The sequence below is a fragment of the Nonomuraea sp. SYSU D8015 genome (genome assembly GCF_008065375.1).
Classification (GTDB): Bacteria; Actinomycetota; Actinomycetes; order Streptosporangiales; family Streptosporangiaceae; genus Nonomuraea.
In genome coordinates this window covers 17,097-28,825 of record NZ_VJYI01000006.1, presented here as the reverse complement: position 1 = coordinate 28,825, position 11,729 = coordinate 17,097, and the positions used below count along the sequence as shown (strand labels likewise).

12 protein-coding genes are annotated in these 11,729 nt (G+C 68.8%); 6 read left to right on the top strand and 6 right to left on the bottom strand.

Annotation, left to right across the window (positions count from 1 at the left end; genetic code table 11):
• Positions 1–39 precede the first annotated feature (39 nt).
• The 3 genes from ID574_RS25360 (at position 40) to ID574_RS25350 (ending at position 1,855) form a co-directional block, all read left to right on the top strand.
• The gene (locus ID574_RS25360; RefSeq protein WP_188191477.1) at positions 40–219 is read left to right on the top strand and encodes a DUF6104 family protein; all 180 of its coding nucleotides are present in this window, start codon (positions 40–42) and stop codon (positions 217–219) included.
• A gap of 95 nt (positions 220–314) precedes the next feature.
• A complete protein-coding gene (locus ID574_RS25355) occupies positions 315–1,118 on the top strand; it encodes a DUF4097 family beta strand repeat-containing protein (protein WP_188191476.1) in 804 nt (267 codons plus the stop codon).
• Positions 1,115–1,855: a PadR family transcriptional regulator gene (locus ID574_RS25350; protein WP_188191475.1), complete on the top strand. Its 741-nt coding sequence runs from the start codon at positions 1,115–1,117 to the stop codon at positions 1,853–1,855. The genes ID574_RS25355 and ID574_RS25350 overlap by 4 nt, the downstream gene beginning before the upstream one ends.
• A gap of 571 nt (positions 1,856–2,426) precedes the next feature.
• Here the strand turns inward: ID574_RS25350 and ID574_RS25345 are convergent.
• The 6 genes from ID574_RS25345 to ID574_RS25320 all read right to left on the bottom strand — a co-directional run bounded on the left by ID574_RS25345 (position 2,427) and on the right by ID574_RS25320 (position 7,550).
• Positions 2,427–3,281 carry an oxygenase MpaB family protein gene (locus ID574_RS25345; protein WP_223167054.1) on the bottom strand — a complete coding sequence of 285 codons (855 nt, stop codon included), beginning with the start codon at positions 3,279–3,281 and terminating at the stop codon, positions 2,427–2,429.
• 73 nt (positions 3,282–3,354) lie between these two features.
• The gene (locus tag ID574_RS25340) at positions 3,355–4,311 is read right to left on the bottom strand and encodes a zinc-binding dehydrogenase (protein WP_188191474.1); all 957 of its coding nucleotides are present in this window, start codon (positions 4,309–4,311) and stop codon (positions 3,355–3,357) included.
• A gap of 111 nt (positions 4,312–4,422) precedes the next feature.
• Complete coding sequence (locus ID574_RS25335) at positions 4,423–5,301, bottom strand: hypothetical protein (protein ID WP_188191473.1); 879 nt, start codon at positions 5,299–5,301, stop codon at positions 4,423–4,425.
• Positions 5,302–5,347: 46 nt separating this feature from the next.
• Positions 5,348–5,725, bottom strand: coding sequence for a type II toxin-antitoxin system VapC family toxin (locus tag ID574_RS25330; protein WP_262496045.1), 378 nt, complete (start codon positions 5,723–5,725; stop codon positions 5,348–5,350).
• Positions 5,726–5,759: 34 nt separating this feature from the next.
• Complete coding sequence (locus tag ID574_RS25325) at positions 5,760–6,014, bottom strand: hypothetical protein (RefSeq protein WP_188191471.1); 255 nt, start codon at positions 6,012–6,014, stop codon at positions 5,760–5,762.
• A 96-nt stretch (positions 6,015–6,110) separates the two neighbouring features.
• Complete coding sequence (locus ID574_RS25320; protein WP_188191470.1) at positions 6,111–7,550, bottom strand: acetyl-CoA synthetase; 1,440 nt, start codon at positions 7,548–7,550, stop codon at positions 6,111–6,113.
• Positions 7,551–7,834: 284 nt separating this feature from the next.
• Between ID574_RS25320 and ID574_RS25315 the strand changes: the two genes are divergently transcribed.
• The 3 genes from ID574_RS25315 to ID574_RS25305 all read left to right on the top strand — a co-directional run bounded on the left by ID574_RS25315 (position 7,835) and on the right by ID574_RS25305 (position 11,717).
• Entirely contained in the window at positions 7,835–8,962 is a 1,128-nt protein-coding gene (locus ID574_RS25315; RefSeq protein WP_188191469.1) for a trypsin-like serine peptidase, read from the top strand.
• Positions 8,963–9,242: 280 nt separating this feature from the next.
• Entirely contained in the window at positions 9,243–10,355 is a 1,113-nt protein-coding gene (locus ID574_RS25310) for a trypsin-like serine peptidase (protein WP_188191468.1), read from the top strand.
• 198 nt (positions 10,356–10,553) lie between these two features.
• Positions 10,554–11,717: a trypsin-like serine peptidase gene (locus ID574_RS25305; RefSeq protein WP_188191467.1), complete on the top strand. Its 1,164-nt coding sequence runs from the start codon at positions 10,554–10,556 to the stop codon at positions 11,715–11,717.
• Positions 11,718–11,729: the final 12 nt, after the last annotated feature.

Below are 11,729 nucleotides of genomic sequence, written 5' to 3'. Positions count from 1 at the left end.
ACCTCGCATCACAATTGCGCACTGACTGAATGGAGAGCGATGTACTTCACTGATCGGGGGATCGAGGAGCTGGTCGAACGGCGGGGCGAGGAAGAGGTCAGCCTGCTGTGGCTGGGCGAGCGGCTGCGCGAGTTCGTGGACCTCAACCCCGAGTTCGAGACCCCGATCGAGCGGCTGGCCACGTGGCTGGCGCGCCTGGACGACGGGGACGACGACTAGCCGCCACTCGCGGACGCGATACATCTTGAGTTCTCACAAAACACGACATATCGTGTTTTGTGAGAGGAAGTGTCGCGCCAGGAGGGCTGGGGATCATGCAGCAATGGACGATCGAGGCGCCGGAGCAACTGACGTTCGGCCCCGTGGAGGCGCTCGACGTGCGCATCGTCGCCGGGCGGCTCGCCGTGCTCGCCAGCGAGGGGCCACCCTCACTGGAGGTGGCCGAGTTCGACTCGGCCTCGCCGCTGCTGGTGACCTATGACGAAAACGCCAAAGAGCTCTCGATCACGTACAAGGATCTCACCTGGGACGGCCTGCTCGGCTGGCTGCGAGCCGATCGGCGCAGGACGGTCCTCACGATCACCGTGCCCAAGACCTGCACCGTCAACGCCGGAGTGGTGTCAGCGCCCGCCGTGGTGGCCGGCTTCGAGAAGATGACCCAGGTGCGGAGCCTGTCCGCGGAGATCGTGCTGGACGGGGTCAGCGGCGACGTCAGCGCCTCGACCGTCTCGGGCCCCGTCGAGAGCCGGGCGATGGACGGCGACCTGGCGTTCAAGAGCGTCTCGGGCGACCTGACCGTGGCCGACGGCACGCCGCGCCGGCTGAAGGCCAACACGGTCTCCGGCCGCATCACCGCCGACCTGGCGCTGCGACCCACGGGTCATGTGACGCTCAACAGCGTTTCCGGTGACATCCTGGTCAGACTGCCGGAGAACGTGGAGGCGGACGTCAGCGCGAAAAGCACCTCCGGCAGGCTGGTGAGCACGTTCGACGAACTGTCCAACACGAGCGGGCCGGGCACGAAGACGATGTCCGGGCGGCTGGGCGGCGGCATGGCCTCGCTGTCGGCGATCACCATCTCAGGCGAGATCGCGCTGCTCAAGGGGGAGAAGGAATGAGCCCTGTATTCGGTCACGGCCGGCTCCGGCTGTATCTGCTCAAACTGCTGGAGGAGAGCCCGCGCCACGGGTACGAGGTCATCCGGCTGCTCCAGGACCGCTTCCTGGGCGTCTACTCGCCCTCGCCCGGCACTATCTACCCGCGCCTGGCCCGCCTGGAGGAGGAGGGCCTGGTGACGCACGAGGTGGTCGAGGGCAAGAAGGTGTTCTCGATCACCGACAAGGGACGTGACGAGCTCAACGCCCGCCTCGACGAGCTCAACGACCTGGAGCAGGAGATCTCCGCCTCCGTACGCGACATCGCCCGCGAGGTCAAGGAGGACGTCCGCGACACGGTCAAGTCCCTGCGCGACGAGCTGACGCGGATGGCCAAGGACGTGCGCACCGGCGCCCGCGACGACAACAGCCGGCTCAGGGAGCGCCAGAAGGAGGACCTCAGGCGGCTGCGGGAGCAGCAGAAGCGCCAGTGGATGGAGCACGCCTACCAGTGGCAGGACCAGGGCGAGCGGCTGGCCGGCGAGTGGCGCAGGATCTGGACTGAGGTCTGGGCCACGCTGGGCGGCGCGCCGACCAACCGCGCCGAACTCGACGCCGAGCTGGGCGAGTTGCTGGCCGACTTCGTCGCCCAGGCCCGGCAGGAGGCGTCGCAGGCCCGGCTGACACCGGAGAAGCTGGCGGAGCTGCGTACGGCGCTGGACGACGCGAGCCGCCGCATTCGCGACATCCTTGAGCCCTAGCCACGATCGGCCCACGAACCCCGGGCCGGTCGTCGCCGACGGCACCCCGGACGGCCCACGACGACCGCACCACCCTCCGCCTCCTCCTCGCACCTGCCCCGACGGCCCACCGTGCCGCGGCATCCCCACCGCGGTAACACGTGGGCGCCCCCACCGCCGGCCCCTTGGGCACGCCCGGCGCCCGCAACACCGCAGCACCACCTTCGGGCAGCACGGCGGCGCGCAACGGCCCCCAGCCCATCCCCTCAGCGCCGCCTCAGCAGTGCTCAGCACCGCCGTATCCCAGCCACCCCTCAGCGCGGCCTCAGCAGTGCTCAGCACCGCCGTATCTCAGACCACCTCTCAGCGCGTCCCAGCCCACGCCTGCCGATCGCCCCAGCCGTCCGCAGACCACCGTCCCCACGCCTCCCGGGCCGGCCCCAGCAGTGGGCAACACCAGCGCATCCAGCCACCCCTCAAGGACGCTCACTTCGCCGACGAGGCAGGCCCCGATGGGCAGGGCACGGGTGGCGTCCTGAAAGCCGGAAGGCGGCGCACGCGCCCTCCGGGTCCGGCTGCAGGCCGACGGGCGCTAGGCGGAGCGGAGCTGGCGGTCCAGGCGGCGCGAGGTGCGGGCCGCCTTGCGGGCATGGTAGGCGATCGGCATGTACCGCAGCCGTTCGGGCAGGCGCGGCGTCAGCACCGCCACCGCATGTCCGAGATGCCGCAGCCGCCGCTCCTCCCGGCCCGTCCACCGAAGCCCCAGCTTCTTCCGGACGGCGGGCGGGAGGGTGCCGACGGTTACGAAGTGGTTGAACTCCCCCGACCCCACCCCCACCGGCGTCCACAGCCGGCGCAGCGGCCTGGGCAGCCCCGGCGGTGCCGGCGTGCCGCGCAGGACCGCCAGCACGTCCAGCGCGGTCGGGTGCGCCTCCAGCCGGTTGGCCACCATGTCGGCGAAGTACCGCCAGAAGCCCTCCAGGTCGGCCGGCATCTCCCGCTCCGGCACCTGGAGAATGGCGCCGAGCTGCCGCGACTCCGCATACAGCCGCCGCTCCTGCTCGACGGTGAGCGGCGTACCGAAGTACCGGTTGAGCGCGATGAAGCGCTCGAACAGCGACAGGTGCACCCACGCCCACGCCTCGCCGTTCAGCGCGTGGTACGCCCGGCCGTGCTCGTCCACGCCGCTGATCGACCGGTGCACCTGCCGGAGCCGCTGCCCTTCGGCCGCCCCGTCGGCGTACACCCACTTCTGCACGGACGCGAGCGTGCGGGTGAGCCGCCCCCACGGGTCCGCCTTGTACGTCGAGTGCTCGGCGACGGCCGCGCCGACCGCCGGATGCATGGTCTGGAGGACCAGCGCGCTGCCGGCCACCAGCAGATTGCGATATTCGCCGGCCGTGTCCCAGTGCATCGAACCCGGGCCGAAGGGCTCAACGTCCATCATCGCGGCCTCCCGGTTGATACAACGTCACTCTTCTTGTATCACCTGGGAGACACAGAAGTAACCCTTCACTTATTCAGGCGATAAAGACGATCTTTCCGAAGATCTCCCCTTCCGCCATGGCGGCGAACCCGTCCCGCGCCTCCGTCAGCGGCAGCGTCCTGTCGATCTCCGGCCGCACCCCGGTCTGCTCCAGGAACACGGCCAGCCGCTGCAGCTGGTCGCGGGTGCCCATCGTGGAGCCGACGACGGACAACTGCAGGAAGAAGACCCGGTTGAGGTCGGCGGGCGGGACCGCGCCGCTGGTGGCGCCGCTGACGACGATGCGCCCGCCCGGCTTGAGCGATTTGAGCGAGTGGTCCCAGGTGGCCTGGCCGACGGTCTCCATGACCGCGTCCACCCGCTCGGGCAGCCGCGCGCCCGTCTCGAAGACCTGGTCGGCACCGAGTTGAAGGGCTCGCTCGCGCTTGGCCTCGGAGCGGCTCGTCGCCCAGACCCGGTAGCCGCCGGCCCGGCCGAGCGCGATGAGCGCGGTGGCGACGCCCCCGCCGGCGCCCTGCACGAGCACGGTCGAGCCGGGCTGGAGCGCTGCCTTGTCGAAGAGCATGCGGTACGCGGTCAGCCACGCCGTCGGCAGGCAGGCGGCCTCCTCGAAGCTGATCGCGGCCGGCTTGGGGACGAGGTTGCGGCGCGGGACGGCCACGCGTTCGGCGAATGTGCCGTCGTACACCTCGGACAGCAGCGAACGCTTGGGGTCGAGCGTCTCGTCGGCGCCCGTGCCGATCACGGCGTGCACGATGACCTCGTTGCCGTCCTCGTCCACGCCGGCGGCGTCGCAGCCGAGCACGATCGGCAGCCGGTCCTGCCTGATGCCGACGCCTTTGAGCGTCCACAGGTCGTGGTGGTTGAGCGCGGCCGCCCGCACGGAGACGGTCGTCCATCCGTCCGGCGCCTTCGGCTCGGGGCGCTCCCCGAGCGTCAGCCCGGCGAGTGGGTTGTCGGGATCGGTCTGTGTGGCGGTTACGGCGAACATGGCCGCACCTTACTACCGATGAGAAACCTGCTGAGCGGGCTGCCGCCACGGTCTTGACCAGGTCCGACAGTTGGAAGGCAGTCCGACGGGCAGGTTTCATGCCGGCCGGGCTCACCTATTCAGCGTGACCCGGATCCCGTCGATCGCCGTCTTCCTGAACCGCGGCGGCCCCGTGACGGCGACCTGCACATCCCCGCGGCACACCGACTCGGCGGGACTCCCGCGCCCGTCGATCACGAACGGCATCCTGGCATTCTTCTTGCAACCGGGGGTGGGCACGAGCGCGACCATCTCCCGCACGCTGCCGCCGAACCACAGCTGCGGCCCGACCGGATTGTCCTGCACGGTGTCGCCCGGCTCGGCCAGCCGCACCGTCCCCTGGTCCGACAGCACCAGATAGCCGTCCTTGGTGACCCGTCCGCTCACCTGCCGCGCCACGGCGATCCGCTGGTCGAACGTCAGCCCCTGGCCCCGTTCGTACATCGCCAGCCGCCACTTCCCGAACGCGAACAGCAGCACCTGCCCGTTGGCCCCGCTGCCCGCCTGACGCGGCCAGAGCGTGACGTGGGGCGCGTAGCTCCTGATCGGCTCCCCTCCCCTGGTGACCTCGATCTCCCCACCGTACGGCGCCACGAACTGCCGGTACGTTCCCTCGATCCACACCCCTTGGAACGGCCGCGACCCCATCCCGGCCAGGTCGAGCTCGGCCGGATAACGCACCTCGGCCCGGACCCCGTGCGGGAACACCACCTCGATGAGCTCGTCGCCGCCCTTGGCCCTGGGCGGCACCTGCAGGACGTTCGGCGGGCTCTCGACCCTGGTCAGGGACCTGATCGGCGCGGACGCGGCCTCCGGCGGCCGGGGCTCCGGCTCCCGGCTGGCGATCAACCCGACGACCGGGACCAGCACAACCGCCACGACCACCACCAGCCCGACCCACCGGCGGCGCCCGCTCTGTCCCGCCTCGATGACCTCGAACCGGTCAGCCACCGACGTTCCTTGCCGAGTAGTGCGGCTTGCGCCCTCGCCTTCAAGTTCAGTTGAGCGGCGACCGCCAGCGCAAGCCCTCGAACCTGGCGAAATCCTTGTCGCAGGTCACAAATTCACAACCATGCTCGATGGCGAGTGCGGCGAGGTAGGCGTCGGGGACGAGCTTGCCTCGCGCGCCGGCCTTGAGACACAGGTTGACGAAGATCTCCCAGTGTCGCGGCCCGGCATGCAGCACCACCGCATGCGGTTGGTGCCGGACGGTGTCGGCGAACTCTCGCGCAGTATCGAACGAGGTGGCACCGGGGATGCGCGGATTGGTGGCCACGCGGATGAAGCCATTGAGCACGAAGTCGCTGACGGCATAGGCCTCGTCGCCGCGCAGCAGTTCCATGAGCACGGCGTAGCACTGCTCGTGATGCTCCATGTCCCGCCGATGAGCGCTGAGGAGGACGTTCGTGTCAAGCATTCGCATGGCCGCCCCCTAGAGCGCGCTCGACGTCCTCTTGGTCGATGAGCTCCTTGATCTCCTCCCAGGACAGCTTCGGCCCCTGGGCCGCCCCGGAGACCGGCAATGTGATCGGGGGGCGCTCCGCCACGTCGGCGGAGCGGTGGATGAGTTGTCGCAAAGCATCCTCCATCACCGAGTTGAGACTGCGTCCGTTTCGCGCCGCGTACGCCTTCGCCTCGTTGAGAAGCGCCTCGTCGATCCGCACCGTAGTCCTCCGCATGACTCCAGCGTCCGCGCGTGACATAAAAATGTCAACACCGGAGCGTAGTCGAACGGTCACGCGATTTGCATCGCCGTTACATCACCACGCCGCCACATTGACCTTGCCATCGGAGGTCAGCCGCACGGTTTGCCCCACAAGCTCCCGAGACTTCGCGTCCGCCAGCAGCTCTGCATCCTCGACCACGGCATGGGCCCGGCTTCCCCCGGGCAGATCCACCACCAGAATCCCCCGCTCGGCGCCGCCGTCCCGCCCGTGCGCCACCGTGTACCCCGCGACCACCGCCGCCCCCTCATAGGCCCCCGCGATCGGCACCCCCTTGGCCACGAACACCGGCGCCGCGCTCCCCAGCCGCCCTCCCGGCTCGCTCGACCACACCGCGTACGTGTGCTTGGTCATATGCATCCCCACCCCGGTCACCAGCCCGTGCCCGGACTGCGCCCGCAGCAGCCCCGCCATGGTGGCGGTCGAGTGCAGCACGTAGTCACTGGCCGGCCCGCCCGCGTACGGCAGCCCGCCGGTCACCGTCAGCCCGCGCCGGCCCAAAGGATCGAGCCCGATCGCGTCGCACGCCTGCCGCAGCGCGATCGCGAAGCAGCTGTAGAGGTCGATCGCGTCCATGTCGCCGAGCCCCAGCCCGGCCCGCTCGAAGGCGACCTCGGCGATGCGCGGGATGGCCTGCGAGGCGCCGAGCGCGGGCCGTGCGGCCACCTCCCAGGTGTCCTCCCCGTACGCCCACCCCCGCAGGTACACCCGCCCCTCGGCCGGAACGCCGAGCCGATCGGCCAGCCGCGAGCTGGCCAGGACGACCGCCGCCGCCTGGTCCACCTCCAGCACGGCCACCGTGTTCCTGGTGTAGGGCCAGCCGACGAATCGATTTCCCGCCACAAGTTCCTCAGACGTCCGCACGACCCTGCGCCACGCGTACGGGTTGGCGGCGGCCACCTCGGTCATCGGCGCCATGATCCGCCCCCGGTCGCGCATCTCCTCCTCGATCGACATCCCGAGTGCCGCCCGCCGCGCGGTCTCCATGATCGCGTACGTGTGCACCGGCAGGAACAGCCCGTGCGCCAGCTCGGCGGGGTGGGGCGGGCGCTCCCAGCCGTACGGGGGCTTGGGGTCGGCCGGGTGGCTCCACGGCGCGTGCTCCCCCGCCAGCCGGTACGCCCGCCGGGTCGCCAGCGCCTCCGCCCCCACGACGAGCGCGGAATCGAATTCTCCGGCCGCGATCCCGGCCGCCGCCGCACCGATGAGCAACTGCGGGGCCGTACCGCCGACCTTGGAGTAGGCCCGGTGGCGCGGCGCCGCGCCGAGGCGCTCGGCGAGGCGGCCGACCGGCGAGTCGTACTGCCAGGAGTCGGTGTAGACGATCTGGATCGAGTCGAGCCGCTCGACGGGGAGCCGGGCGTCGGCCGCGGCCGCACGCGCCACCTCCTCCCACAGATCGAGCGGTTCCGGGCCGGGCTGCTCGCGAATAGTGCGTTGTGCGATGCCGATGAGACAGGGGGTGCGTGGATCCATGGGCCCATTCAACCAGAACATCATTCGGTTGATAAGAAGTGGCCTTTGATAATCAGCGTTACCACTGGTGCGAGAGGCGTTTAGGCACCCCGCCGGACCTGCGGAAATGCTTTCTCGTCATACATGCGATTTTGATATTTCTATAACGGAATGGAACCGGGCCATGCTTTTTCACGTCGTTTCCTGGCCGCCCCATTGCGCCGTTCATTAACGTTCCGATCGTTTTCCTGGCCCACCGGGGCGCAGTACCCCGCTCTGGGCCGCCGAGAACTGAGAGGAGCTCCATGTTTTCCCGAGCAAGGCGCATCGCGATCCCGCTCGCCGGCCTGGCGGCCATCGGGCTGTCCGCGGGAACGATCAGCGGCGCCTCCGCGAGCGCGACGGCACCCTCCGACGTCGTCTCGCAGAACGCCACCACCCCCGCCGAGCAGGCGGTCCAGTTCTGGACCCCGGATCGCATCAAGCTCGCCAGCGACCACGACGACGGCCTGGACCTTTCCACCAAGGGCATCAAGGCGAGCAACGACGCCCCTGACGGTCCCCCCGGCTCCGTGCCGCCGATCGGCGCGGAGAAGACGAAGGCCAAGAAGAGCAAGCACGTCAACCTGCCGAACACCGTCGGCCGCGTGTTCTTCACGCTGCCGAAGGCCGACCCGCGCGACCCGAAGAACTGGCGTTACTGCTCGGCCAGTTCCGTGCAGGGCAAGTACCGCAACCTCGTGGCGACCTCCGCCCACTGCGTGTACGACACCAAGAAGAACACTTTCTACGACAACTGGATCTTCATTCCGTCGTACTGGGACGGCGACAAGGTCTGGAACGGCAAGGCCCCCTACGGCATTTACGCCGCCAAGACCTTCAACGCCCACGACGATTTCGTGGTGAAGGAGGACTACGACTTCGACTACGCGTTCGTCAACGTCTACAACGGCATCAAGGTCGGCTGGGAGAAGGTCAACGGCCGGTGGCAGTGGACGGTCAAGAACGTCGGCCGGCTCGGTGACAACGTCGGCGGCCAGGGCTTCACCTGGAACAGGAAGACGAACCTGAACGTGTTCTCGTTCGGCTACCCGGCGGGCGAGCACCCCGACGGCGACCGGCCGTACACGGGCCGCACGATGAAGTACTGCTACGGCAAGACCAAGGCGATGCCCGAGGCCAGGAAGTACAACCTGCAGGAGCACATCGGGTTCAAGTGCTCCTTCACCGCCGGCGCCAGCGGCGGGCCGTTCCTCTACAACTACAAGAGCGCGTCGCGCACCGGCTACCTGGTCGGCGTCAACAGCGTCGCGTGGGACACCGACGGCAACGACCGGTTCGACCACATCTCGTCGCCGTACTTCAACACCGACACCTACAAGGTCTACAAGGCCGCCGCCAACCGGTGGACCGGCAACATGCCGCGACACTGAGCCGGCACCCTCGGCCCCGGGTTCCGTATGGGATCCGGGGCCTTCCCCGGCGGCCGGAGAAGTGAAAGCCACGCAGAATTCGGCTACCGTGCGCACCCCTCCTGACCTGCGGCTACACGGGCCTACTAATGATCATTTGGGTGTATCGGGAGTGGTCTGCTGACGATGTCCTTATAGTTCACTGTGGACCCTAGATCAGGTAACGAATCCCTATCCAAGCTGCAATACCCTCTGTACATCTGGAAAAATCCACCCTTACGACCCTAAGAAAGGCATTTTGATGATCTCCCGGGCAAGGCACGTGGTGGCCGCCGCTCTGAGCGGCGCGCTGCTGATGCTGCCTGCCTTCACGGGGATCGCCACCGCCGCGCCCAACGAGGTGTTCACCGTCCCGTTGGCCAAGACCGCGGCGGACGTGAAGAGGGTCGCCGAGTACTGGAAACCCGACAAGCTCCGCAAGGCCGACCTCTTCAGCCCCGCCACGCCCGGCGCCCAGGCCGCCCCGACGCGCTCGGCCGGAGGCGCCGCCGGCCCTCCGGCGCCCGCCACCGCCACCGCCGCCGTCGCCGCCGCAGCCAAGCGCACGTCGGCCGCGCAGACCGTCGCCCCCGTGCTTCCGCGCGACCGCAAGGCCGCCAGCACCATGGGCAAGGTCTTCTTCCGGTTCGGGGAGAAGGAGTTCTGGTGCTCCGCCAGCGCGGTCGCGGCCAAGAACCTCAGCGTGGTCGCCACCGCCGGGCACTGCGTGTACGACCCGCGGCAGGGCAAGCCGGCCGAAGACTGGATCTTCGTCCCGAACCCCGGCGCCAACGGCGAGACGCCGGAGGGCATCTATGTGGGCTCGTCGATCAGCATGCACGAGGACTGGTCGGGCAAGGGCGACTACGACTACGACTACGCGTTCGTGACCGTGCACCGCGGCTTCACCTGGGTGACCAAGAACGGCGGCTTCGTCAGGGAGGACGTGGGGCGACTCCAGGACAACGTGGGCGGCCTGGGGCTCGAGCTGAACAAGAAGCCGGCCACGTACACGGTGGCCGCGTTCGGCTATCCCGCGGGCGTCCAGCCCGACGGCAGCCGCCCGCACGACGGCAGGAAGCTGCTCATGTGCCGCCCCGGTCCGACGCGCTGGACCGTTGCGCCCAACCTCGACCTGCAGAAGGGCGTGCAGCTCCAGGCATGCGACTTCAGCCCCGGCGCGAGCGGCGGCCCGTGGGTGATCGGCTTCGACAGGGATCGCTGGATCGGCAGCCTCAACGGCGTCAACAGCCTGACCTGGAACAGGGACGCCAAGGGGTCGTACGACGCGGTGTCGTCGCCGTACTTCGACAACGACACCGGAGACGTCTACCGACGCGCCGCCACGCAGAGCACCCCTCCAAAAGTGACATAAGTCACTTGCAACGCCCCGATCACCATCCGTGATCAGCCCAGACCTGCATCTCAGGAAGGTCACGACGGGTGTTGGAACGCTGACATGATCTACCCCAATCTCACAGGAGCAGTGTCAGACCTGTAAATTCCGGGCTGACCGTTTGCTGAGATCTGGAGGTGCACGAGGCGCCTCATGTCAGCGCAACCTGGAGTTACCTTGAAGCGAATCCTTCTTCCCGCCGGTGGTGCCGTGCTGGTCACCGGCCTGCTCGCGTCCGGCCTCGCCGGCGTCGCGCAGGCCGAGCCGGACGTCGCCCGCGACCCCATGGCGCGCAACACCGCCGAGGCCGCCTCGGTCGCCTCGTTCTGGCTGGCGTCGAACGGCGCCGCCCTGCGCGCGGCAACGCAGTACACCTGGGACGCGAACGAAGTGCGAAAGGTCGTCTCCAAGGGCGGATACTCCCCCGACGGCCGGCCCGGCACCACCGCCCCGACCGGCGAGTCGAAGTCCACCGGCCGAGCCCAGAACGTCAACCTCCCCAAGACCATCGGCAAGGTCTTCTTCGTCGACGGCAGCGGCAAGTTCCGCTGGTGCTCCGCCACCTCCGTCCAGTCGAACTACCGCAACCTGGTCTCCACCGCCGGCCACTGCGTCTACGACACGGACAGCAACAAGGCGCTCATGGACAACTGGGTTTTCGTGCCCGGCTACTACCAGGGCAAGGCCCCGTGGGGCATCTACGTGGGCAAGCAGGCCTTCACCCACTACGACTTCGACGTCTACGAGGACTACGACCGCGACTACGCGTTCGTCACCGTCTACAACGGCATCCTCTTCGACGGCGTCAAGCAGGTGGACAAGCGCGACTACCAGCGCTTCACCGGCCCGAAGCGCCGCTGGGGCGGCCACTACTACATCCTGCTGTCGAAGGACGCCGGCCGCCTCGGCGACAATGTGGGCGGCCAGGGCTTCGCCTGGAACCAGCCCACCGGCAAGCCGGTCCGCGCCTTCGGCTACCCGGCGGCCCCGCACCCCGACGGCGACAAGCCGTACAGCGGCGTGACCCCGAAGCACTGCTACGGCAAGACCACCGCCAAGGCCGTGGGCGCCCCCTGGCTCAAGATCGAGGAGCACATCGGCCTCAAGTGCGCCGTCACCCCTGGGTACGACGGCGGCCCGTGGCTGATGAACTACAGCAACGGGAAGCGGCTGGGGTACGTGAACGGCGTGACCAGCACGTTCGCGGACCAGGACGGGAACGACCGCGTGGACTACATCACGTCCCCGTACTTCGACGGTGAGACGGCGGCGGTGTACAACGCGGCGAAGAACGTGTGGTCCGGCAAGATCGTCGGCCCGCGAGGCGAACTGTACAAGTAACCCCGTCGCGCG